Origin of the sequence: Zhengella sedimenti (genome assembly GCF_046506625.1) — a bacterium.
In the GTDB taxonomy this organism is placed as follows: domain Bacteria; phylum Pseudomonadota; class Alphaproteobacteria; order Rhizobiales; family Rhizobiaceae; genus Zhengella; species Zhengella sedimenti.
On record NZ_JBKFFP010000007.1, the window covers coordinates 20,088 to 44,145 of the forward strand.

20 protein-coding genes and 1 other RNA gene are annotated in these 24,058 nt (G+C 60.9%); 10 read left to right on the forward strand and 11 right to left on the reverse strand.

Translation table 11 applies throughout. The features are described 5' to 3' along the window. Nucleotides 1-144 precede the first annotated feature (144 nt). Nucleotides 145-2,220 carry an ATP-binding protein gene (locus ACLB6G_RS17310; RefSeq protein WP_410357468.1) on the forward strand — a complete coding sequence of 692 codons (2,076 nt, stop codon included), beginning with the start codon at nucleotides 145-147 and terminating at the stop codon, nucleotides 2,218-2,220. 119 nt (nucleotides 2,221-2,339) lie between these two features. Here the strand turns inward: ACLB6G_RS17310 and ACLB6G_RS17315 are convergent, their stop codons facing one another. Both ACLB6G_RS17315 and miaA read right to left on the reverse strand, forming a co-directional pair. Next, entirely contained in the window at nucleotides 2,340-3,095 is a 756-nt protein-coding gene (locus ACLB6G_RS17315; protein ID WP_410357619.1) for a GGDEF domain-containing protein, read from the reverse strand. Between the two features lie 159 nt (nucleotides 3,096-3,254). Then, nucleotides 3,255-4,160 carry a tRNA (adenosine(37)-N6)-dimethylallyltransferase MiaA gene (gene miaA / locus ACLB6G_RS17320; RefSeq protein ID WP_410357620.1) on the reverse strand — a complete coding sequence of 302 codons (906 nt, stop codon included), beginning with the start codon at nucleotides 4,158-4,160 and terminating at the stop codon, nucleotides 3,255-3,257. Between miaA and serB the strand changes: the two genes are divergently transcribed. Beyond that, on the forward strand, nucleotides 4,159-5,046 hold the full coding sequence (gene serB / locus ACLB6G_RS17325) for a phosphoserine phosphatase SerB (protein WP_410357469.1): 888 nt from the start codon (nucleotides 4,159-4,161) through the stop codon (nucleotides 5,044-5,046). The two genes, miaA and serB, sit on opposite strands and share 2 nt — an antisense overlap. Before the next feature lie 59 nt (nucleotides 5,047-5,105). Here serB and ACLB6G_RS17330 read toward each other — a convergent pair whose 3' ends face one another. The 7 genes from ACLB6G_RS17330 to ACLB6G_RS17360 form a co-directional block, all read right to left on the reverse strand. Beyond that, entirely contained in the window at nucleotides 5,106-6,605 is a 1,500-nt protein-coding gene (locus ACLB6G_RS17330; protein WP_410357470.1) for a Do family serine endopeptidase, read from the reverse strand. A 117-nt stretch (nucleotides 6,606-6,722) separates the two neighbouring features. Then, nucleotides 6,723-6,908, reverse strand: a complete 186-nt coding sequence (locus ACLB6G_RS17335; RefSeq protein WP_410357471.1) for a DUF2065 domain-containing protein — start codon at nucleotides 6,906-6,908, stop codon at nucleotides 6,723-6,725. 13 nt (nucleotides 6,909-6,921) lie between these two features. Further along, nucleotides 6,922-7,881, reverse strand: a complete 960-nt coding sequence (gene hflC, locus ACLB6G_RS17340; protein WP_410357472.1) for a protease modulator HflC — start codon at nucleotides 7,879-7,881, stop codon at nucleotides 6,922-6,924. Next, complete coding sequence (hflK, locus tag ACLB6G_RS17345) at nucleotides 7,878-8,972, reverse strand: FtsH protease activity modulator HflK (protein WP_410357473.1); 1,095 nt, start codon at nucleotides 8,970-8,972, stop codon at nucleotides 7,878-7,880. The genes hflC and hflK overlap by 4 nt, the downstream gene beginning before the upstream one ends. Nucleotides 8,973-9,134: 162 nt before the next feature. Then, nucleotides 9,135-9,683 carry a dihydrofolate reductase gene (locus ACLB6G_RS17350; protein ID WP_410357474.1) on the reverse strand — a complete coding sequence of 183 codons (549 nt, stop codon included), beginning with the start codon at nucleotides 9,681-9,683 and terminating at the stop codon, nucleotides 9,135-9,137. 103 nt (nucleotides 9,684-9,786) lie between these two features. Then, on the reverse strand, nucleotides 9,787-10,581 hold the full coding sequence (locus tag ACLB6G_RS17355) for a thymidylate synthase (RefSeq protein WP_410357475.1): 795 nt from the start codon (nucleotides 10,579-10,581) through the stop codon (nucleotides 9,787-9,789). Nucleotides 10,582-10,757: 176 nt separating this feature from the next. After that, nucleotides 10,758-11,066, reverse strand: a complete 309-nt coding sequence (locus ACLB6G_RS17360) for a DUF2853 family protein (protein ID WP_410357476.1) — start codon at nucleotides 11,064-11,066, stop codon at nucleotides 10,758-10,760. A 208-nt stretch (nucleotides 11,067-11,274) separates the two neighbouring features. Between ACLB6G_RS17360 and ssrA the strand changes: the two genes are divergently transcribed. From ssrA to ACLB6G_RS17380, 4 genes are all read left to right on the forward strand, one after another. Next, nucleotides 11,275-11,631: a transfer-messenger RNA gene (ssrA, locus tag ACLB6G_RS17365) on the forward strand. 117 nt (nucleotides 11,632-11,748) lie between these two features. Next, entirely contained in the window at nucleotides 11,749-12,312 is a 564-nt protein-coding gene (locus ACLB6G_RS17370) for an SspB family protein (RefSeq protein WP_410357477.1), read from the forward strand. A 44-nt stretch (nucleotides 12,313-12,356) separates the two neighbouring features. Continuing rightward, nucleotides 12,357-12,548, forward strand: coding sequence for a DUF4169 family protein (locus ACLB6G_RS17375; RefSeq protein WP_410357478.1), 192 nt, complete (start codon nucleotides 12,357-12,359; stop codon nucleotides 12,546-12,548). After that, on the forward strand, nucleotides 12,545-12,772 hold the full coding sequence (locus ACLB6G_RS17380) for a ribbon-helix-helix domain-containing protein (protein WP_410357479.1): 228 nt from the start codon (nucleotides 12,545-12,547) through the stop codon (nucleotides 12,770-12,772). Before ACLB6G_RS17375 ends, ACLB6G_RS17380 begins: the two co-directional genes overlap by 4 nt. A gap of 12 nt (nucleotides 12,773-12,784) precedes the next feature. Here ACLB6G_RS17380 and ACLB6G_RS17385 read toward each other — a convergent pair whose 3' ends face one another. Further along, complete coding sequence (locus ACLB6G_RS17385; protein WP_410357621.1) at nucleotides 12,785-16,540, reverse strand: AsmA family protein; 3,756 nt, start codon at nucleotides 16,538-16,540, stop codon at nucleotides 12,785-12,787. Nucleotides 16,541-16,586: 46 nt separating this feature from the next. Then, complete coding sequence (locus ACLB6G_RS17390; protein WP_410357480.1) at nucleotides 16,587-17,999, reverse strand: FAD-binding oxidoreductase; 1,413 nt, start codon at nucleotides 17,997-17,999, stop codon at nucleotides 16,587-16,589. A 149-nt stretch (nucleotides 18,000-18,148) separates the two neighbouring features. On the opposite strand from ACLB6G_RS17390, the gene ACLB6G_RS17395 reads away from it, so the two are divergent. The 4 genes from ACLB6G_RS17395 to ACLB6G_RS17410 all read left to right on the forward strand — a co-directional run bounded on the left by ACLB6G_RS17395 (nucleotide 18,149) and on the right by ACLB6G_RS17410 (nucleotide 24,038). Then, nucleotides 18,149-18,643, forward strand: coding sequence for a thioesterase family protein (locus tag ACLB6G_RS17395; protein WP_410357481.1), 495 nt, complete (start codon nucleotides 18,149-18,151; stop codon nucleotides 18,641-18,643). Nucleotides 18,644-18,754: 111 nt separating this feature from the next. Next, the gene (locus tag ACLB6G_RS17400; protein ID WP_410357482.1) at nucleotides 18,755-20,293 is read left to right on the forward strand and encodes a chloride channel protein; all 1,539 of its coding nucleotides are present in this window, start codon (nucleotides 18,755-18,757) and stop codon (nucleotides 20,291-20,293) included. Between the two features lie 60 nt (nucleotides 20,294-20,353). After that, on the forward strand, nucleotides 20,354-21,424 hold the full coding sequence (locus tag ACLB6G_RS17405) for a serine/threonine protein kinase (protein WP_410357483.1): 1,071 nt from the start codon (nucleotides 20,354-20,356) through the stop codon (nucleotides 21,422-21,424). A gap of 70 nt (nucleotides 21,425-21,494) precedes the next feature. Then, the gene (locus ACLB6G_RS17410; RefSeq protein WP_410357484.1) at nucleotides 21,495-24,038 is read left to right on the forward strand and encodes an ATP-dependent helicase; all 2,544 of its coding nucleotides are present in this window, start codon (nucleotides 21,495-21,497) and stop codon (nucleotides 24,036-24,038) included. Nucleotides 24,039-24,058: the final 20 nt, after the last annotated feature.

Here is a 24,058-nt window from a genome sequence, read left to right on the forward strand (position 1 = left end):
CATGCGCACCATTTATTCCGGAGATCACCGCCAGGTCAACCGCTGATTTGCCGTTCCTGGACATGAGTCTGCAAGAAGCGGCAAGGTGCACAAGGCTTTAACTTCTTCTCCCCTAATGTGTGGCGGCAAAATCGGGGATTCGGCATGAATGACGTTGTTGCCGGTGACGGCGGATTTGGTTCGCTTCAGGCAGAGCCAAAGATGCCCATTGTCCGCAACCGGACGGAAGGGCATATCATCAGTTGCGACGGCGAAAGGGCTGTCATCGCTGCAGACGCCGGGAAACAGGCTGCCGGTTCCGAAGACTATTGGGCCGTCGGCCAGATGATTTCCATCAGGGTCGGCGAGGCACGCCTTGTCGGCCTTATTTTCCGGGTCGATGTGACGGGAAACAACTGGGAAAGCTCCACGAAGAACGTCATCCATATACACGTGGAACTCGTCGGGCAGGTTTCCACGGGACCTGACGGAGAACTTCAGTTCTCGACCGGCATTGCCGATTATCCCTATATGGGCGCTGTCGCCCACAGGATTCGCAACAGCGATCTCAAGGCCATCTATGCAAATGTCGCTCCCAACGCGGTTCCCATCGGTAACCTGACCCAGGAGCAGAGCATTCCCGCGCTTATCGACATCGACAAGCTGCTCGCGCGCCATTTCGCAGTTGTTGGCACCACCGGTGTTGGCAAGTCGACCGCGGTCACCCTGCTGCTACGCAAGATCGTCCAGAAGCGCCCTGATGTTCGCGTCCTTCTGCTGGATCCGCACAACGAATTCACCACCGCATTTGCCGACAAGGCCATCACGGTCGATGCCAACCGGCTTGATCTCCCCTTCTGGGTGTTCCGCCTGGATGAGTTCGCCGAAGTTGTCTTTCGCGGCAGAACCCCGGTCGCAAACGAACTCGATGCGCTTCGCGATCTCATCCCGCTGGCCAAGGAGCGGTTCCGGCGGGGCGAAGGCGGCAGCCTCTCGTCATCCATGCTGAAGAAGGACAGGGAGACAACGTCCCTGACCGCCGATACGCCCGTTCCCTACCGGATGGTCGACCTGCTTCAGCTGCTGGACGAGCGCGCCGGCCAACTGGATGGCAAGGCGGACAGGCCGCATCTGCGCGCCTTGCGCAATCGCCTCGAATCCCTTTTGAACGATCCCCGCTTCCGCTTCATGTTTGGCGCAAAGACGGTCAGCGACACGATGCCCGTCATTCTGAGCCACGTTTTTCGAATACCCCAGAATGGCCGGCCGATCTGCGTGTTCGACATGTCCAACCTGCCATCTGAAGTGGTGAACTCGGTCGTCTCCGTCTTCTGCCGGATGGCCTTTGATCTCGCGCTCAATTCCGACGGCGGCCTGCAGACCCTTGTCGTCTGTGAAGAGGCACACCGTTACATCCCGTCCGACAAGGAGAGTGGCTTCTGGCCGACCCGCCAGGCCATTGCCCGCATTGCCAAGGAAGGCCGTAAATACGGGGTCTATCTGGGCGTGGTGACCCAGCGTCCGGGCGAACTTGATCCCACGATCCTGTCCCAGTGCAACACGATATTCGCCATGCGGCTGGGCAATGAACACGACCAGGACATCATCAAGCTCGCGATCACCGGCGCGGCACGATCGCTGACAAACTTCCTGTCCTCGGTCGGGAACCGGGAATGCATTGCCTTCGGCGAGGCTTTCCAGTCCCCCATGCGCATGAGGTTCGAGACCATAGCCAGGAAGGATCTGCCAGGCGCCCACATCTACGCGCAGCAGGAAAGGCTCAAGTCCGGCACATCGGAGGTCTCGCTTGTGAATGTGCTGCACAGGATGCGCAACAATCTGGATATCGAGGACGACGAGACCGCGCAGTGGCTTGAACCGTCATCACCGTCGATCGACGACACGGAGGCACTTCTCGCAGCCATCAGCGCGCCCGGCGATGGAATCACCTCTGGATCGGCAGGCGCCTCCCACGTATCGCCGCAGCCAGGCTACCGGCAGGGATATTCTCATCCGGATATTTCGGCAGGCAGGCACTCAGGCCAGATACTACCGGAAAGGCACTCCATGGACGCCACAAGGCGCCTCGACGCCCAACACCGGTTCGGCACCAGCCAGCCCGCGGCAGCACAACCGTTCAAGTCGCGAACGAAGCCGGCATCCGACGGCCAGCCGGAAGTCACGCCGAGCGGGCGTGAGGGCAACAGCCTGATCCGCGAGTTCCGGACACGCAAGCAGTGACGAAGTGAGGAGCACCGGACAATAGTGTCCGTCGGTTCGCCTTGTGTTCAGACGGCTTAATCCCTGGCAGGATGGGCGCAAAACGCCGCTTGTGCGACGAGGCGGGCTTGCGCGTTCGGTTAGGCTGCCGAACAGACCCTGTTCCGCCCTTCGCGCTTCGCCTGGTAAAGCATCGCATCCGCTCGCCGGTAGAGATCCTCCGATCCCTCCCGGCCATCCCATATCGCGACACCAATACTTGTCGTCACGCGAATGCGGATGTTTCCGGAAGAAATGGTGAGTTGCGAAATCGCCATCCGGATCCGGTTGGCGAACTTGGCAAGCAATTCGGCATCCATGTTCGGCGCGACGATGGCGAACTCTTCACCGCCAAGGCGTGCGACAACGTCATGGTATCGGGTAAACTCACGCAGGCAGGACGCCACGGCTTTCAGGACATCGTCGCCGGCGTCATGACCATGCGTGTCATTGACCAGCTTGAAATGGTCCAGATCAAGGATCATCAGCCCCACCGGCCGGTTTATGCGCTTGAACTCTTCGAGATACTGGGCGAGCGCATCATCGAAGTATCGCCGGTTTTGCATTCCGGTCAGGCCATCGGTCAACGCGGCCTGCTGCAGGTTTTCAGACCGCTTGGACAGCGACTGCGTCATCGCTCGCAACTGCATCTCTTCCCGGACCTGGCGGCGAAGCAGCGGGTAGAAGTAGCCCAGTCCAAACATGATCGCAGCGCAGAGTACCGCAAGCGCCGCCGTTCCCGGGTTCCCCGTCTGAAGTGAAGCGATGAGCCATAGCCAGCCGGCCAGAACCCCGGCGCTGCAGACAAGCAGCGCAACGAGGATGAAGAAAGCCAGTTCAGCCTTGTGAAGACGCATGCCGAGCGTCACTCCTGCCACGGATTACAGTTTCCGATGTAAGCGCTCCAGTTCTAATCAGGCGTTAAGCGCCAACCTGAAAGAAACGGAATTCAGATCAGCGTCGCAAACCACGCACTGGTTGTTCCATCCATGGTTAATGCAACGCTCCATATTCGGTTAGGAAGCCGGAATTGTCGTCCAATCCGGTCCCATCTGGTTGCGAAACCAGGTCGATTGACGTTTTGCATATTGCCGGCTCGCTGTGATCGCAGCCGACATCGCCTCGTCGAAGCTCTGCTCCCCGCGCAACATCGCGGCAAACTCAGGCACCCCGATCGCCTTCATTGCCGGCAGCGATGGATCAAGGCCAAGGGAAAGCAGTGTTTCGACTTCCTCCAGCGCACCGTTGGCCACCATTGCCTGAAGGCGGATGGCAATGCGTTGCCGCAGAACCTCACGCGGTGGCTGCAGGATGTATTTCTGCGCCGACGCCGGGTCGACAAAGGGCATGCTGGGTCTGGCCTGCCAGTCGCCTATTGGCCGTCCGCTGGCTTCCAGTACTTCGAGTGCGCGCACGATTCTCTGCCCGTCCCTGGGATGCAGAAGGTTGGCGGTTTCCGGATCACGCTTTCCAAGCAGGGCGTGCATTGCTTCAGGCCCTTTCTCGGACAGCAGCGACCGGTAGAACGCCCTCATTTCGGGGGGCACTTCCGGCATCACCGACAGCCCGCCGAGCAAGGCACGGAAATACAGGCCCGTGCCTCCCACAAAGATCACCCGCCGGCGCGCATCCATCGTATCCAGAACTTCGGCGACATCGCGCAGCCAATCGCCCGTCGAATAGGCCCGCTTTGGATTGACATGGCCGAAGAGGACATGCGGCGCAACGGCCAGTTCCGCTTCATTCGGACGGGCGGTCAGGATGTTGAGGATATCGTAGACCTGCATGGAATCGGTGTTGACGATCAAGGCATCGAGTTCACGCGCCATATCCACGGCCATGGCCGTCTTGCCGCTTGCCGTCGGTCCCGCTATCAGGATGGCGTTTTCAACCGCCCGCCGCGTTTCAGGAAAATCGTCCATGAGCCTTGTTGCCACCTTGATCGCCAATCCGTTGAATGGCGCCTTGACCCCTGCATTGGGGGATAGGGCGTTTTCCTCCGTCAAGGCAACCTCTCTGTACTGGCTGGCTGACGGAACGGCCTGTGACATCGCATTGACTGGTGGCATCACGGAGGCGGAAGCAGACCATGCGCTCCGGTCGGCGCTTCGGGGCGAACCGGTGGATGTTGTTGTCCAGCGAGCCGAAACCCGGCGCAAGAAGATCCTTCTGGCCGACATGGATTCAACCATGATCGGGCAGGAATGCATCGACGAACTTGCTGACGAAGCCGGAATCAAGGCCCATGTCGCGGCGATCACCGCCCGAGCCATGAACGGCGAGATCGAGTTCGAACCGGCACTGCGGGAGCGTGTCTCCCTTCTGAAGGGTCTTCCGGTTTCGGTGATCGAACACGTCATCGGGACCCGCATCACGCTGACGCCCGGCGGTCGCGAACTCGTGCAGACGATGCGGGCGAACGGCGCTTACACGGTTCTCGTTTCGGGAGGGTTCACCGCTTTCACGTCACGAATCTCTTCGATGATTGGTTTTGACGAGAACAGGGCCAATGTCCTGCTTGAAGTCGATGGCATCCTGTCGGGAGAAGTGGCCGAACCGATCCTCGGCAAACAGGCAAAGCTCGACACCCTTGAGGAGACGGCCGCCCGCCTGGATCTCTCACCCGAGGATGTCATGGCCGTTGGAGACGGAGCCAACGATCTCGCCATGATCGAACGGGCAGGATCCGGCGTCGCGTTGCACGCTAAGCCCGCGGTCGCAGCCCAGGCCCGCATGCGCATAGATCACGGTGATCTCACCGCTCTTCTCTATATCCAGGGCTATCGCAAGACGGATTTCATTGTCTGATTCCAGCCAGACCGGACTCCATGGGCGGGCGTGCCCGCGATACCGGCACGCAAGACCCTTCAATCCATCCTGATGGTCACGAAACGCAGTTCGCCTGTCTTGGAAGAGAGCATCAGCAAGGCGTTCTTCCGTCCCTGTGACTTCAGGTCCTCGATGCGCTCGAGAACGTCTTGCGGACTGTCGACCGATTCCTGGGCGATTTCGGTGATGACATCGCCAGCGGTGACACCGCGTTCCGCAGCGAGCGATTCCGGCGCAACCTCGGTAATCAAGACGCCGGAAATGTCATCCTCGATACCAAAGGTTTCGCGGGTTTCGTCGTTCAGTTCGCCCAGGGTCATGCCCAGCACCGCAGCTGTCGCGACGGGTGCATCGTCGGCTGTACCGCTTCCGTCCTTTTCATCTGCGGCAGCCAGCTTCTCACCATCCTCAAGCCGGCCAAGCGTCACCTGCAATCCGACCTCCTCTCCCTTCCGGATCACCTTGACACTCACTTCCTTGCCAACCGGGCTTTCCGCAACGATCCGGGGCAGGTCGCGCATCTGATCGACACTCCGACCGTCGAATTCCACGATGACGTCGCCGGCCTGTATGGAGCCGTCATCCACGGGTCCACCCTTGACAATGCCCGCAACGAGGGCACCGCGCGCCCGGTCCATGCCAAGGCCTTCGGCGATGTCGTCCGTCACAGGCTGGATGCGCACGCCAAGCCAGCCGCGGCGCGTTTCCCCGAATTCGCGCAACTGATCAATGACCGTCACGGCGAGCTTGGACGGAATGGAAAATCCGATGCCGATGGAACCGCCTGACGGCGAGATGATCGCCGTATTGATGCCTATGACCTGGCCATCCATGTTGAACAGCGGTCCTCCCGAGTTCCCCCGGTTGATGGCGGCGTCGGTCTGGATGAAATCGTCATACGGGCCGGAATTGATGTCCCGGTTGATGGCCGAAATGATGCCCACCGTCACGGTTCCGCCCAATCCGAACGGATTGCCGATGGCCATGACCCAGTCGCCAATCCGCATGCGCGTTGAATCGCCGAACGAAACCTGCTTCAGGGATCGTTTGGCGGGGTCGATCCTGAGCACGGCGATATCGGTCTTCGGGTCGGTTCCGATCAGCTCGGCCGCGATCTTCTGGCCATCATTGAAAACGACCTCGATGGCATCGGCGCCATCGATCACATGATTGTTGGTGACCACGATGCCTTCTCCGGCATCGATGACAAAGCCTGATCCCAGGGAGTTCTGCTTGCGCGGACCGCCGCGGCGGTCACGGTCTCGAAAGAACTCATCGAAATAATCCTTGAAGGGAGAGCCCTCCGGGATGTCCGGAACGGGGACATTCTCTTCATTTCCCGCCGTCTTCTGCGTCGTGGCGACATTGACCACGGCATCCAGAAGTCCTTCCGCGAGATCGGCCACCGACGCCGGCCCTTGCTGTTGCGCCAGGCTGTCCACGGAAACGACGGCGGCAATGGGCGAAGCGGAGATGGCGACCGCGCCAACGGCCGCAATCAGGGAAAAACGCAGGCTTGTGAACGCAGTGGCGAGCATGGGGACGGTTCTCCGGTCTGCAACGATCCAGCCATAATGGCGATTTGTTCGCACAACATTAGGGCGGAGGCCACGTTTTTCACAGAGCCGAAATCCGGCGACGGCCTGACAATCGCGTTATCCCCGGACAAGCCATACGAGTATCACGCCGCTTGCGGCCGCAAGCAGCCCACCGGCTCGCAATGCATTTTCCGGCATGGTCTGCAACTGCTCCGCAAGACGCTTCACAAGGCGTGGGAAACCGCCATAAAGAACGCCCTCGAACACCAGCAGGAGTCCGAGGGCGGTCAGGAAGTCGTTCACGAAGACGGCCCGGTCACTGCGCGGCTTGTGAAGCCGGCACCTGGCCACCGGCCGGTTGAACCGGTGTTCCGGACGCGCGTCCGCCGCTTGCCGATGGTGCGCCGTTTCCATACCCGAAATAACGGAAGAATTCCGATTCCGGCGACAGGATCATCGTCGTCCCCTCCTGCTGCAGCGCCTTTTCATAGGCTGTCATGGAGCGATAGAATTCAAAGAATTCCGGATCCCGGGAAAAGGCCTCGGCAAAGATGCGGTTGCGCTCGCCTTCGCCCTCACCGCGCAGGATTTCCGATTCCTTGCGCGCCTCGGCGACGATCTCCACCACTTGACGATCAGCCCTTGCGCGGATGGTCTGGGCCGCCTCGCGGCCCCGTGCCCGCAGGCGCTCGGCTTCGGCAAGACGTTCCGCCTTCATGCGGTTGTAGGTCTGCTCGGACACCTCCTGTGTCAGGTCGGTGCGCCGGATACGCACGTCCTCGATCCTCAGGCCGAGGGAGGCCGCATCCGGGGTCAACTGCTGCGCAACTTCGCGCATCATCTCGGTTCGTTCCTCCGACAGCGCCGCCTCGAAGCCGCGCAGACCGTAGACGCGGCGCAAGGCCGCATCCATGCGGGTCCGCAGCCGCTGTTCCGCCAGCGTGATCGAGCCGGAAACCGCCTGGCGGAAGATGCGCGGATCCTCGATGCGGTAGGCCATGAACGCATCCACGACATAGAACTTGCCGCCGGAAACCTGGACGCGGATGTCTTCAAGACTGAAACGCAGGATCCGGTCCTCGATGATCTGGACATTGTCCGCGCCGGTAAAGCCGAAGGGCAGCTTGAAATAGATGCCGGGTTCCGTCTTCACGTCCACGATCTCGCCGAACCGCAGCACGATGGCCTGCTGGCGGGCATTGACGACGAAGATCGACGAATAGACGGCAACCGCAACTATCGCCAATGCGCCTGCAATGATGGGAAGCCTGTTCATTGCCTTGCTCCTCCGCGCGGCGTCAGCTCATTGAGTGGCAGGTAAGGCACGACTCCGGATCCGCCGCTCCCCTGCTCGATGATCACCTTGTTGGAATCGCCGAGAACGTTTTCCATCGTTTCGAGGAACATGCGCTTGCGTGTCACGTCCGGCGCCTTCTCATATTCGTTGAAGACGGAAATGAAGCGCTGGGCCTCACCCGTCGCCTCCTGGACGACGCGGTTGGCATAAGCGGCCGCCTCTTCCCGGATCTGGGCGGCTTCACCACGTGCCTGACCGAGCTTCTGGTTGGCATACTGGTTGGCTTCCTCGCGGAAACGGTCCTCATCCTGTTCGGCGCGCTGCACCTCATCGAATGCATCGGCCACTTCACGCGGCGGCGCCGCGTCCTCGATGGAAATCGCGTTGACCGTCAGCCCGGCGCCATACTGCTCCATGGCAACCTGGACCGTCTGGCGGACATCGTCAGCAATTCCTTGCCGGTCATCGCGGAACACGTCCTGGGCCTCGCGGCGTCCGACCACTTCGCGCATGGCGCTTTCCGAGACCGAACGAAGCATCTCGTCCGGGTCGGCAACGTTGAACAGGTAGGCTTTCGGATCGGCGATCTGATAGGCGACGGAGAACGTGACATCGACGATATTCTGGTCACCCGAAAGCATCAGCCCGGACGTGGCGCGACCGCCCGATCCGGTTCCGATCGTGACGAGTTTCTCCGCCGTGGTCGCCTTCTCGACGGTTTCCACCGGCCAGAAATGAAAGTGAAGGCCCGGTTCCGAAATTTCGTTCTTCGGCTTGCCGAAGCGCAGTTCCACACCGAGTTCGTCCGGCTGAACCGTATAGACCGACTGGAAAAGCCACAGGACGACGAGACCGGCGCCGATCAAGCCGAAGAGCGCCGGACCGCCCGAACCACCGGGCATGGCCTGCTTGAGGCGATCCTGTCCCTTGCGAATGATGTCTTCCAGGTCCGGCGGTGTTCCCTGCGGACCGCGCGGACCCTGGGGTCCCTGCCCCCACGGGCCTCCCCCACCGCCATTGTTGCCGCCGCCCCACGGGCCGCCGCCTCCACCTTGATTGCTCCAGGGCATCGATACTCCTTTGTCCTGCTTTGCCCGCAGGGTGTCAAAAACCCGTCTGTGTTCCCGTTATAGGAAGCCGCCCGACCGCTTTCAACGACACCGGCGGCAAAGTCGCAGCGAAATCGATGATTTCGATGGACGGACCGGGCAGCGCTGAGGTGATCCGCTGCTTCACGCCTTGTCGCTTCGGATCCAGATTTCGTAACGGGTGGAATGGCTGTCGGACGGCCCGGCCGGGATGTCTTCCATGGAAGCGCGTTTCCATTGCCCGGACGCAAGCGGCGGAAACAGCGTATCCCCTTCCACCTCGGCCAGGACCCGCGTGAGATGGACCGTGTCGGCCCGTTCAAGCGCCTGGGCATAGATTTCACCGCCACCGATCACGAAAACGTCAAACGAAGGCGGTTCCTCGCCCTTTTCGGCGGCATCGCGCTCGGCTGCCTCGATATGAGCAGATGCCAGGTCAATCGCAGCCTCAAGCGATCCCACCCGCAGCGCGCCGTCGGCTTCCCAATCGTAATCGCGGGTCACAACGATGTTGAGCCTGCCCGGCAGGGGTTTCCCGATACTGTCGAATGTCTTGCGGCCCATGATGACCGGAGAGCCCATGGTCAGCCGCTTGAACCGCTTGAGATCGCTGGACAGCCGCCACGGCATTTCGCCATCCCGGCCGATCACATCGTTTAGGGCCGCAGCCACGACAATGACGATCTTTTGCATGCGGGTTCTCCAGGGAAGCCAAGGAAACGGGTGGCTGTGTTACGGCCCGTTCACGGCTCGAACGGATGCGCTTGCATCGCTCGCATTGGCAGTGGCCATTTTCTCAAACGGCAATTGGAGCCTTGATGGACGGATCGGCTTCGTAGCCGATGAGTTCGAAGTCCTCGAAGCGGAAGGCGAACAGATCCGCCACCTGCGGGTTGAGCTTCATGACCGGCAAGGCCTTCGGAACCCGGGTCAATTGCAGTCGCGCCTGGTCGAAATGATTGTGATAGAGATGGGCGTCACCCAGTGTGTGAACGAATTCGCCTGCCCTCAACTCGCAGACTTGTGCGATCATCATGGTCAGCAGCGCATAGGACGCGATATTGAACGGGACTCCCAGAAAAATGTCGGCCGATCGCTGATATAGCTGGCAGGAAAGACGTCCGTCCGCGACATAGAACTGGAAAAGGCAGTGGCATGGCGGCAGGGCCATCCGGTCGACCTCGGCCGGGTTCCAGGCCGACACGATCAACCGCCGGGACTCCGGATTCTGCCTGATCTGTTCGAGCAGGTTTGCGATCTGGTCGATCGTGCCTCCCCTGCCATCCGGCCATGATCGCCACTGGGCGCCATAGACGGGACCAAGGTCACCGTTTTCGTCCGCCCATTCGTCCCAGATCGTGACACCATTTGCTTTCAGATAACCGATATTGGTCTCCCCCGAGAGAAACCAGAGCAATTCGTGAATGATCGAACGCAAATGCAGTTTCTTTGTCGTCAGGACCGGGAAGCCGTCATCGAGATCGAAACGCATCTGATAGCCGAAAACCGAGCGCGTCCCCGTACCAGTCCTGTCGCCCCGGTCGATCCCGTTTTCCAGCACATGGTTCAGCAGGTCGTGATATTGGCGCATCGTCCTCGGTCCGGCATGATTCCTCTCTGCAAGCTAACCCATCTGCCGGTTTGTTCGAAGGCACCATGCAATCGTGCAATAGCCTTCTCAACAGAAAGGAAAACCGGGATGCCGAAAGGCCGCGCCCGGTTGGGCAGCGGCCTTTGACATGCTGTCAGAAACGATTGCCGGCGGCCTTACAGATCGCCCAGCTTTCCCAGTTCCTTGGCAACCAGGTAGTAAAAGGTCACGCGTGACTTGGAGCGATCTGCACTCATTGTGGCGCAGACCTTTTGCACCGCAGACTCTGCTGCCTCGCCGGTCACGCCAAGCTTCTTGCCGCACCATTTCTCGACAACGCGATCCAGTTCCGATGAATCGGAGCAGGACACCAGTGAGGCATCCCGCGAACGCAACGCGATCCCGAGGTGCTTGACGATCTTGCCCACGACGGCCTCATCGGCGCCCGCATCGTATTTCCTTACGTCCTCGATATAGTCTGCCATGGTCAGTCTCCCCTTTGGCACCTCGAAAGCCGGCTGCGGCCGTCCCCCGTTCTCGCAAGTTGATTCTGCCGCGACCGGCAGCATTCGCGAAAACGGAGGCTACAACCGCCCCCTGACAAGTCAATCCCGCTTTCTTCAAAGAGAATCCGATGTAAAGACGATCCGCATCGCCACAACAGCGCGCCGCCATGGATGAATCATGCGGCCGCCTCTTCCATTCGCGCATCACCACGCCTATATCTGGGCCGTCAGCTTGACTGACTATGGCGATAAACGGCCGATGCAATAAGCCATTCGGACCCGGGGGCGGTACCCGGCGCCTCCACCACGAGATGCCGAAAGCGGCATTTCGTGATGGGGGCGAAACAGGATCGACGAGGGTGTAAAGATCGGACTTTCGCTCGGCATGATACCACCGTTATCGGGTCACAATTATAGTTGCCAACGACAACTATGCTGAGGCTCGTCTCGCTGCCTAATGGCGGTGCGACTGCTTCGATCTAAGTCCTGACGGTTAGCCCCGGCAGGCGGGGCCCGGAGGCGCCTGGCAACAGAAGCCTCCACCTTTCTCCAATTCGCCCAGACGATCTAAGAATCCGTACCCAAGGCCGAACGAAGGCTTTGCGTGCCGCTCCTACATGTTCTAAATCTTTGGTGATCGGGAATCGGGAACCAGGCAGCGATGGCGCAGGACCACATCCGCTATGACATTCTGGCGCAGGACGCCCTTCGCGGCGTGATGCGAAAGGTTCTGACCGAGGTTGCCAGGACCGGGCTGCCCGGCAACCATCACTTTTTCATCACGTTCCTGACCCAGGCACCCGGCGTGCGCATTTCGTCGCGCCTGATGGAAAAATACCCCGAACAGATGACGATCGTTCTCCAGTATCAGTATTGGGATCTGAAGGTCACGGACACGGGGTTCGAAGTGGGGCTCTCCTTCTCCGACATTCCGGAAAAGCTGGAAGTTCCCTTCTCGGCGGTTCGCGGTTTCTACGATCCGTCCGTCAATTTCGAGCTCGAGTTCGACGTGCGGCTGGAGGAAGAACCGGTCGCCGAGATTGCCGAACTGCCATCGGCCGCAAGCGACAGGACAGCACCCGCGGAGGAAACACCCCCGTCAAAGCCTGCGAAAGCGAAAGGCAAGTCCGCCCGAGCCCGCAAGACACCAGACGAACCGGTTGACGAGACGGACAAGCCGGCGGCCGATATCGTCTCGCTGGACGCCTTCAGGAAAAAGAAGTAGCCGGGAACACACCGGGAAACCTGAAAAGGGTGGAGCGCCCTGACATGGCCGAAATCGTCAATCTCCGGCAGGTGCGAAAGCTCAGGGAGCGCGAGGAACGGCAGCGCCTCGCCGATGCCAACAGGCTTTTGCATGGCAGGACGAAGGCGGAGCGCAAACAGGCAAAGACCGAAAAGTCCCGCGCCGACCGGCATCTGGATGGCCACAACCGCCGTCCTGACACGCCTTCGTCATGAGCCTTATCCGCAAATATTCCGTTTCGATTCATGGACACCGGACCTCTTTTTCACTGGAAGAGGCGTTCTTTGCCGAGTTGAACAGGATGGCCCGGGACAGGGACCTCCCATTGGCAGCGCTTGTCGCGGAAATCGACGGAAGCAGGGCACGGGAATCGAACCTGTCATCCGCCCTGCGCCTGGCCGTGCTGGCGGATATCCGCAACACGTCCGCGACCGGCTGAGACAAAGCCTGGTCAGAAGTCCCTTTCCGAACGCAGAATCCCTTCGATCGAAAGCGCGTCATTGTCGAAAATCGCATCGAGACCTTCGGTCGAGCGCGGCCGTGGCTCCGGCGGCGCAAGCGGCTGGCGGAGGATATCGTCCGATCCGGCCGGCGCTTCCGGCTGCTCGCTGCGGGGCGTGTTTTCTCCGGAAGACCCGCCGGGTCGTGGCTGCGCGGGTTGCTGGCGCAGGGCTTCCTCTTCGGCGCGCAAGCGCATCTCTTCCGCCTGGCGTCGTTCTTCCTCTGCGCGGCGTTCGGCACGCCGGGTCTCAAGCGCAGCGAAAAATCCGGCTTCGCGTCGTAATCGCTGTTTTTCGAGCAACAGTGCCTGCATCGCTTCCACCCGGGCCTGTTCGCGCTCAAGCGCCCTTTGTGTCAGGAACTGGGTCAACGGCCCGGTATCCAGCTTGAGCCCGTCCGCATCGCTCCAGGCGAACCCGACGACCGGTTCCGAGCCGGCCAGTTTGTCGTCGCCCGGATCGAAGGAAATCGTGCCGCTCGCCTGCCTCTCTCCGGACGCCAAGTCGACCATCACTTCCGTGGTCAGGTCCGTCGATCCGGACGCGATGCGGATCGGAGCGCTTCGCACCACGCCGCCTGCAATCGTGAAAGCGAAATCAGCCTCACCAAGACGGAGCCGACCTTCCGTCAGGATCGGAATGGCAAGTCGCGAAACCGCTTCGGCATCGATTTCCGGTCCGAGCATGTCCGCTGCACGGATCATCGCGGGATAGGCTCCGGCATCAAGACCGGACAAGACCAGGTTCCTTGCCTTCACGGTGCCCGAACCGGACAGGGAAGCGAGAAAGGCGGCAGGCGTCTTGCCGCTGCCGGCAATATTGGCCGAAATATCCGCAATACCTTCGGCTTCAAGGTCGGGAAAGAGCGTCCCGAGCCTGGCGCCTGCAAGGTTCAATTGGGATGACATGGTCGCACTGCCTGAAGCGTTTGCCATTTCGACAAGGCCGCTGATCGTGCCATCGGCGAAAGCGGCGTCCAGATCGGACAGACGGACCCTGTTCCGGTCCACCGTCAGCCGCATCTTGGCATTGCGAAGCGACCTTGCCCCGGAAAGGGCGATGCCGTCCGTTTCCAGCGAAACGCGGGCGTCGAACGGAAGCTGTCCCTGCGAAACGAATGGAACATCCTCCCATTCTCCGGTTCCGGCGAGCGCGACGCTGTCGCTGCCGAGCAGATATCCGGCCAGCCAGTCCATCGAAAATGACCTTGTCGTCAAGTTCCCGGTCAGCAGCGGGCGCCCGTTTTCGGCGCGCAGTTCGGCGGTGCCCCTGACCGCACTGCCCGCCACGCTTCCCTCAATTGCCGCCAAGCCCAGAACGCCGTCCATGAACGTGAACGGGCTTTCCAGAACGACTGGCAAACCGAATTCCACTCCGGGCAGGCCATATCCTGTCGCCATCAACCAAGGCGTGACGTCATCACCTTTCAGTTCTCCATTTCCGGTCACCCGGATCTTTTCGCCGTCAATGCGTGCGTCACCGGAAAAGCGAAGCAATGCTGTCGGGCCCGATAGCGTCGCCGAAACGGCAAGACCGCTTTCCATTGAGCCATTGATCTGCAAGCCGGTCTCGATGCGGCCCGCAAGGCCGACCGGCAGGACAGGCAGACCCCATGCGGCCAGAATTGCCTCGCCTTCGTCATTGACGCCGGTAAGCGAGAACTGGACGGCTCCCTCTCCGGCGGCGAGCGTTCGCCCGCCCGTCAGGCGCACATCGAGTCCGGTGCCCCCGGCACGTCCCTGCCCGGACACGCGTACGCCGTCATCTTCCACACGGGCAGACAGATCCAGCCGCGTATCGGCAAGGAGCCCGGGGTAACCGTCGATGCGCGCGTCGAGGGCCTTGAGGGCCCGGTTTTCCGGAAAACGGAGCGACATGAGTTCAACGAATTTCGACATGTCGCCGGAAGCGATTGTCGCATTGATCGTTGCCGAGGAAATCAGGGGATAATCTCTCAACTGGCCGGACGCGGAAAAATCCGTCCCCTCCAGACCCGTGACATTGAAGCGATTGATGTCAACGACAGCGTCCTTGATCCGAAGTGCGACATCGACTGTTTCCGCACGTGCCCCGGAGAACGAAACGGGGCCTGCGATCAGCGTGAGGTCGAGATCGTCGCGCGCGAGTCGTACCTCGCCCTGCTCGCCGAGAAACAGCGCGGCCAGTGCCTGAAACCCGTCCAGGTCCAGCGCCTGACCATCCAGTTCCACCACCGTCGATGGCTTTTCCCCTGCCGGCGACAGGCGATCAAAACCGCCGGTGAATTTCGCACCGCCAAGGATTGCTTCGAGATCGCGGATACTCTGGCGTTCCTGCGACAGGTTTACTTCACCGGACAATCCGGCCGAACCGAGCCTCCGGATCGCGTCATCCACATCTTCGCTCAACCAAGCGGCGAATCCGGAGGGCTGGGCGATCGCCAGCAGCAGGCGGCCATCGAAGGACACGGCACCGTCATTGCGAAGCAAACCGGCCGCCTCAAGCGTCGTCCTGCCCGGCAATTTTGCCGAAAAGCGGGAGAGATTCCACCCGTCATCCCTCGGTTGCGCCGCAAACGACAGGTCCCGGATCGTCGTATCGCCCGCGACCACGGCCGGCAGGTTCATGTCGATTGTACCCGGCAGCGCCGGTTGCGGCAGGTTGTCGAGAAACTTGCGGAAGGCAGCCAGCCTTGTCGGAAACGAAACCGGCGCCCCCGCCACATCGCCTGCCGCCAGTTGCACCTGGCGGCCTTCGAGTTTCAATGCGAACCGCGGTTCCCTGCCGAGGTCGATGAATCCTGTTCCCTCCGCCGTATAGGGGTCGTCGGACGGACCGCTTTCGAAACGGATCGTGTCGAACGCCAGCAGCTTGTCGTCGAGCGTGAAACTGCCGGACAAACGGATGCCGGCCCATGCGGTGTCCATGGGAACGGAAATGGTGAATGCCTCTTCCGGTTCGTCTTCCGCCTTCGCACGCGGACCGAAGGTGAAAGTACCACTGTAACGGGGAGCCCCGTTCTCCAGCAGGGCATTGCCATCCGCCTCGAACGTAACGTCCGCGTCGTCAGGTTCGATCCGTGTCCGCAACCGGATACGGCCGTCATCGGTCAGGGAACCGGTGGAAAAGGAAAACTGGCCGGAGCGCGTCATGACTTCCGCCGAACCTGCCATCCGCCATGGTCCTCGCAGGCTGTCGGCGGAGAGGGAGGCATCGATGTTCGAGACGGTCTGGTCCATGCCGCTCGCGGCGTGACGGATGACAAGTTCGCCGTCGACGATCCGGACCTGTTCCAGCGTGATGTCACTGACTGCGTCGGGCGCCTGGGGCCGGATCGCCCAGTCGAGCACGCCGCCGCTGTCGATGCCGACCGTCAGCCGCGGTTTTGTGAGGCGCATGTCGAAGATCAGGATTTCGCCGCGCAGGAAAGGCGACAGTTCCGCATCCATCGAGAAACTCTCAGCCGTCATTATTGGCGGCTCGCCCTCTGCACCTGCAACGGTGACATCGGAAAACCGGACGGACGGAAATGGCAGGAGCCGTGCTGATGCCTGACCGCCAACAGTGACCTGGCGGCCCAGGATACGGCTCGCCTCACGCTCGAAGTCGGCGCGATAGCTGGACCAGTCGATGAAAGGCGGCGCGATGACGGCAGCGGCCAGAACCGCGACGACGAGGCCTCCGATGATGACGAACAGACGGTTCAGAACGTCACTCCCGCTCTTGATCCTGTTGCCTGAAGCCTAAACCTTTCAAGGTGACCGGAACATGGCGTCATGCCGGCGGCATCACCTTTCCGGGGTTCATGATGTTGAGAGGATCGAGCGCCTGCTTGATGGCGCGCATCGTATCGACAGCCGCGCCCAGTTCCAGTTGCAGGAAACGTTGCTTGCCCTGGCCGATGCCATGCTCGCCGGTGCAGGTTCCCTCCATTGCGATGGCCCGCAGGTTCAGGCGCTCGACGAAAGCTTCGGCCGCCTCGATTTCGGCTGCATTCTCCATGTCAAGGAGGAGGAGAACATGGAAGTTGCCGTCTCCCGCATGACCGACGATGGGTGCGATCAGACCATGCGCGGCAATGTCGGCTTCGGTTTCCGCCACGCATTCGGCAAGGCGTGAAATCGGCACGCAGACATCGGTGGAAATGCCGCGGCATCCCGGCCGCAATGCAAGGCCGGCGAAATAGGCGTTGTGGCGGGCCTTCCAGAGCTTGTTCCGGTCCTCCGCGACCGTCGTCCAGAGAAACGGGCCGCCGCCCAGGTCGGTGGCAATTTCACCAAACATTTCAGACTGTTCCCTGACCCCGGTTTCCGAGCCGTGAAACTCGACGAAAAGGCAGGGGCTTTCGGGATAGTCCAGTTGCGAATAGGCGTTCAGCGACTTCATCGAAAGCGCGTTAAGCAATTCGATCCGAGCAACCGGAATCCCCATCTGGATGGTCATGATGACCGCCTGGCAGGCGGCTTCCAGGGTGGGGAAAGGGCACACGCCCCCGGAAATCGCCTGCGGTATGCCATAGAGCTTGAGCGTCAGGGAGGTGATGATGCCGAGAGTTCCCTCCGATCCGACCAGCAGACGTGTCAGGTCGTAACCCGCCGACGTCTTCCGGGCCCGTTTCGCCGTCGTGATTTCACGCCCATTTGCCATGACGGCAGTGAGCCCAAGAACGTTCTCACGCATGGTTCCATAGCGGACCGCATTCGTTCCCGATGCCCTCGTCGCCGCCATACCTCCCAGCGACGCGTTGGCGCCTGGGTCGATGGGAAAGAACAGGCCCGTGTCGCGCAAATGTTCATTCAGTTGCTCACGGGTGACGCCTGGTTCGATGATGACATCCAGATCATCCTGATTGACCGCAAGAATACGGTTCATGCGCGACAAGTCGACGGAAATCCCGCCGCCGGGCGCATTGACATGGCCTTCGAGCGATGTCCCCGTGCCGAAAGGTATGATCGGAACGCGATGGTCAATGCATATCTGGACGGCATCGCGGACATCGGACGACGATTGCGCAAACACGACGCCGTCCGGCAATTGGGACGGCAGATAGGTCATCGTATGGGCATGCTGCTCACGGAACGACTGGCCGGTCTGGAAACGCTCCCCGAACCGCTGCTTCAGGATTCCCAGCGCCGTTGCAATTCCCGCCTCATTCCGTTCGACGGCGTGAAGATCTGCGAGCGCCATGACGTTTTCTCCCGTTTATTTTCGCATCGAGACGGCAAGCCGCCGAGCCCGGCTTGTGCATGCCGCATGCAATCTGGCATGACCGGATACGCCAGAAAAGCATGTCGCACCAGAGGATCGCGGCCAGTGGCGGTGCCAATGGAGGGAAAATGGCCAGTCAGGAACCTTTCATCTCATCTGTCTTTTCGGTCGAGCCGGGCTGGATCGACTACAACGGCCACATGAACATGGCCTATTACAACGTCCTGTTCGATCGTTGCGCGGATGAGGCCTTCGCTGAATTCGGCGTGAGCGCAGACTATGTGCGCGAGCGCTCGATGAGTGTTTTCACCGCCGAGATCCACATCTGTTATGTCCGGGAACTCCACGAAGGTGACAAGGTCACGGTCAGCTTCCAGTTGATCGACCATGATGACAAGCGGATCCGGGTCTATCAGGAAGTCCGCCACGAGGATGGCTGGCTTGCCGCCACATGCGAAGCCTTGTCTCTCCACATCGACATGAGCGGGCCACGCGTAGCGCCCTTTCCCGAGGACGTCCTGGAAAAGGTGCAGGCCATGCAGGCTGAACATGCAACACTCCCTGTCCCCGAACGGGTGGGCCGCGCAATCGCCTTGCAGCGCAAACCGGCATCGCCGCGATAGAAACGGAAACAAGCGTTGCCGCTCCCTTCTCCGCTCATCCGAATCGGAACACTGGTCGGCAACTGGCTGAGGCCGAACGTCACGGCATTTCTCGGTGACCGGGAACCGGCCGTGTGGCTTATAGGCCTTGTGGTCGGGGTAGGCTCGGCTGTGCTTGCGATCCTCTTTCGCGAAGGGATCGGTTTTTTCCAGTATCTCTGGATCGGCTTTGGCGGCGAGTTTCTCTACACCGTCGCCAAGTCCATGCCCGCCTGGCAGGTCTTCATCGGTCCGGTCGTGGGCGGTCTTGCTGTCGGACTGATGCTCGACCGGATTTCGACAAAGCGGACAGGTGGCGTTGCCGACGTGATCGAGGCGCGCGCCCTGTCGGGCCGCAAACTGTCCAAGCGCGACGGTGCCTGGTCGGCCCTCATCACCGCGGTCTCGCTGGGATCAGGGGCGAGCGCGGGACGAGAGGGTCCGGTCGTCCATCTCGGCGCAACGCTGGCCAGTGCGCTGACCGAACGTTTCAATCTGCCCCCATGGAGCCGCCGTACACTTCTGGGCGCGGGCGTGGCCAGTGCCATATCCGCTTCCTTCAACGCGCCGATCGCCGGAGTCCTTTTCGCCCACGAAGTCATCCTCGGGCATTATTCCATGCGATCGCTGGTTCCGATCGTCATTTCATCCACCGCCGGCGCCGTCCTTTCACGCCTCTGGTTCGGAAACGATGCAGCATTCTCTGTCCCTGAGGTCCAGATTACGTCCTATTGGGAATTCCCTGCCTTCGCCTTGCTCGGAATAACCGCCGCCTTTGCGGCGATCCTGTTTCAGATAGCCCTGTTTGCCGCGGACTTCGTTGCACGCAAGATCACGATTCCGCTCTGGACGCGCCCTGTTCTTGGTGGCGCGATTGTCGGTGCGCTGGGAATATTCCTGCCCCAGGTCCTGGGTGTGGGCTATGACATCACCAACCAGGCACTGCACAACCAGATGGACCTGTCGCTGATGCTGGTTCTCATTGTCGCCAAGACAGCCGCCACTGCAATCACCCTTGCATCAAGGTTCGGAGGCGGCATCTTTTCGCCGGCACTCTATCTCGGCGCTCTGACCGGTTCGTCCTTCGGGTTGATCGCTGCTTCGGTATTTCCCGACCTCGCATCCTCGCAGGGGCTCTACGCCGTGCTTGGCATGGGCGCAGTTGCCGGTGCTGTCCTCGGTGCTCCGGTTTCCACGGCAATGATCGTGTTCGAACTGACCGGCGGCTATGCCCTCTCCATCGCACTGCTCCTGACCGTTGCAGTCGCGCAGGGCGTCACCCACGCCATTCACGGACATTCCTGGTTTCAATGGCAGCTCGAGATGCGCGGCCTTTTTGTCGCCGATGGCCCGCACCGTACGGTGACGACGACAACCAGGGTGTCCGATTTCATGGACGAGCGGCGCGAGGAGGAAAGCCAGGAGATCGATCCGGAATCCCGGGCGCCACGCTTGCGCCCGAGCGATTCCCTGGAAATGGCATTACGCGCCTTCGATGCGGGCGGCTATTCACGGCTTCCCGTTATCGACCCGCGCAATCCCGACAAGATCATCGCCTGGGCGACACAAGTGAAGGCGCTCACATATTTCAACCGCGCCCTTGTCGCCGCCAGTGAAGAGGAACACAAATGACGGGCCTGTTGTGCCCTGTCTGACCAGGGTCTTGAAACATTGTTGAACCCGGAAGCATCGATGGCGACTTTCATGCCCACATTCGTTTCCACAGCCATACTCAAGCGCGACATCTTTTCCGAAACGCACAAGGGACACTTCGCCGGCAATCCGCACGAACAGGTGGTCCGGCGCATGGTGACGGCAACGCCCTGGTGGAGCAGACCGCTGGCATGGTGGCTGGCGCGCCGGGAAGTCAGGGCGCTTGAAGCAGTCAGGGGCATTGCCGGGACGACCGAACTCCTGTCTGTCGACGAGGACGGGATATTCCGCCGCTGGGCTGAAGGCACACCGCTCCAGCTCGCTCGCCCGGTTGATCCACTCTGGTACCGCGACGCGAGGCGTCTCATCCTGGAAATTCACCGGCGCGGCGTTACACACAACGACATTGCCAAGCCGCAGAATTGGCTCGTCTTGCCCGACGGCTCGGCTGGCATCATCGATTTTCAGCTTGCGATGCTGCACAAGCGGAGGGGGCGATTGTTCCGGCTAATGGCTTATGAGGACCGCCGCCACCTGATCAAGCAGAAGCGCGCTTTTGCGCCAGGTCTGCTGACACCCAGGGAAGTCCGCATGCTCGGCCGCCGCTCCCTGCCGTCGCGGATCTGGCTGGTCACCTTCAAGCCGCTATACAATTTCTTTACCCGCGGACTGTTGCGCTGGTCTGATGGCGAAGGCACGGGGGACCGGATGGATATTGAATCACCGGGTATCAATTCCGCCTTCATGCAGCATCCTGCGGTAACTGACGTTGCCCTGGCTGTTTTCCCGTTTCCACGGAAGGGCGTCGGTCTTTACGCGTTCGTCGAGGCGCCCGAAGGGGTCGATCCGCTGGAACTGGAACGCCTGCAACGCCTCCGCATGTCACGTGGCGGCGCCGATCTTATCCAGCCGGTGTCGCGTCTGCCAAGGCACAAGGATGGCAGTCCGCGCGATGACATCCTTCGCCTTATAGCGATGAATCAACTGACTGAGCTGGAGTCCCTGGTCAACAATGATCCCGACATGGCGGCCCTGGTGAACAAGATAGCTGCAGACCGGTTGAATTTCACCGATCGCAGGTTGTCGCAACAGGAAAAAGCCCGCAAATGAGGCTCGGCATCGGCCGTCTGTTTGCGCTCTGTTCTGGTCTTTTGCTGTCGAATCGCTACATTGCAGGGCAATGACAGACTTTCCTGATGACGACGACATTCCGTTTTTTGACGGATCACCGGCACCTTCGCGCGCCGGCGGTATCGCTGCCCGTGCCATGGCTGCCCGTGAACGCGACCGCCGCGCCGCGCCTTATCTTGACACGATGAACCCGGAGCAGCGCGAGGCTGTCGAGACAACCGAGGGACCGGTTCTCGTCCTTGCCGGCGCCGGCACCGGCAAGACCCGCGTGCTGACCACACGGATTGCCCATATCCTCAATCTCGGGCTCGCCTTCCCTTCACAGATCCTTGCCGTGACCTTCACCAACAAGGCCGCACGCGAGATGAAGGAACGCATCGCCATGCTTGTCGGCGAAGCCGTGGAGGGCATGCCATGGCTGGGTACATTTCATTCCATTGGGGTCAAGATCCTGCGCCGCCATGCCGAGCTGGCCGGACTGAAATCCAATTTCACCATTCTGGATACCGACGACCAGATCCGCCTTCTGAAGCAATTGATCCAGGCCGAAGGGATCGACGACAAGCGCTGGCCTGCCCGGCAGTTCGCCCAGATGATCGACGGCTGGAAAAACAAGGGCCTCTACCCTGCCCAGATTGCCGGGGGTGACGCGCGATCCTTTGCCAATGGCAAGGGACGCGAACTCTACGCTGCCTATCAGGAGCGGCTGAAGACGCTGAACGCGGTCGATTTCGGTGACCTGCTCTGCCTGCCCATTCGCCTATTCCGCGAGAATCCGGATGTCCTGGCCGATTACCACCGCAGGTTCCGCTACATCCTGGTGGACGAGTACCAGGATACCAACACGGCACAATACATGTGGCTGCGCCTGATTGCACAGCGGCCTGTGCCGTCCCGTTCATCCTCGACGGGAGATGAAGGAACTTCCAAGCGGCTGCCCAATATTTGCTGCGTTGGCGACGATGACCAGTCGATATACGGCTGGCGCGGAGCAGAGGTGGACAATATCCTGCGCTTCGAGAAGGACTTTCCCGGCGCCAGGGTCATCCGGCTGGAGAGGAACTACCGTTCGACAGCGCACATCCTCGGCGCAGCCTCGCACCTGATAGCGCACAATGAAGGCCGGCTCGGCAAGACGCTCTTCACCGAGATGGCCGATCCGGATGATCCCAGGGTTCAGGTGCATGCCGCGTGGGATTCCGAGGAGGAAGCCCGCGCCATCGGCGAAGAGATCGAAGCCCTTCAGACGAAGGGGCATCGTTTGAACGACATGGCCATCCTCGTACGTGCATCGTTCCAGATGCGGGAATTCGAGGACCGTTTTGTCACGCTGGGACTGAATTACAGGGTGATCGGTGGGCCGCGTTTCTATGAGCGCATGGAAGTTCGCGATGCGCTTGCCTACTTCCGCGTCGTTTGCCAGCCGGCCGACGACCTGGCCTTCGAGCGCATCGTCAACACGCCGAAGCGCGGTCTCGGCGAAGCAACCATCCGCCTTGTCCACGACACGGCGCGCGCGCGCGCCTGTCCCATGCTGCAGGCCGCGGCCGATCTCGTCGGCACGGAGGAATTGAAGCCCAAGCCGCGCGCCGCCCTTCGCGAGGTGGTGGACAACTTCCGCCGCTGGCAGGGCCTGCTGGACAACACGCCGCATACCGAACTGGCTGAACAGATCCTTGACGAGAGCGGCTACACCGCGATGTGGCAGAACGACCGCTCCGCCGAAGCGCCAGGTCGGCTTGAAAACCTCAAGGAACTGATCCGGTCCATGGAGGATTACGAATCCCTTCGCGCTTTCCTCGAGCACATTGCACTTGTGATGGATGCCGAGCAGGCCGAGGAACTGGATGCGGTCTCCATCATGACGCTGCATTCGGCCAAGGGCCTGGAATTCGACACGGTCTTCCTGCCCGGTTGGGAAGAAGGCCTGTTCCCCCACCAGCGTGCATTGGATGAAGGGGGACGGTCCGGCCTGGAGGAGGAACGGCGGCTTGCTTATGTCGGGCTGACCCGGGCCAAGCGCAATCTCCACATCTGGTTTGTTTCCAACCGGCGCATCCATGGCCTGTGGCAGTCCACGATTCCCTCGCGCTTCCTTGACGAACTCCCGGAATCTCATGTCGAAGTGGCCGAGACCGGATCGTCCTACGGCGGCTACGGCGCGGGCTCGATGGGCCAGTATGGCGCAAGACGCAATCCCTATGGGGAAAGCCGGTTCGACCGCATGGGCGGGGAGGCATTTTCAAACACCTACGCAACGCCCGGATGGCAACGCGCCCAGGCCAACCGGACCGAAGCGACCTCCCGCAACTGGGGCAATCGTTCGGGTCATGCCGTCGAGCGTATCGGCTACGGCGAACCGGACTCCGGCCGTGGCGCCGGTCGCGGATCGCCGCGCATCCGGACAATCGAGGGCGAACTTGTCGCCAAATCGGTGAGCGACACGCCCTCGGCCTTCTCGGTCGGCGACCGTGTTTTCCATCTGAAATTCGGTAATGGCAATGTCGCGGCGGTGGACGGCAACAAGCTTACTGTCGATTTCGACAAGGCTGGGCAGAAGCGTGTCCTCGACAGTTTTCTGGATAGGGCATGATTTTTTAGTTCAAACTGATT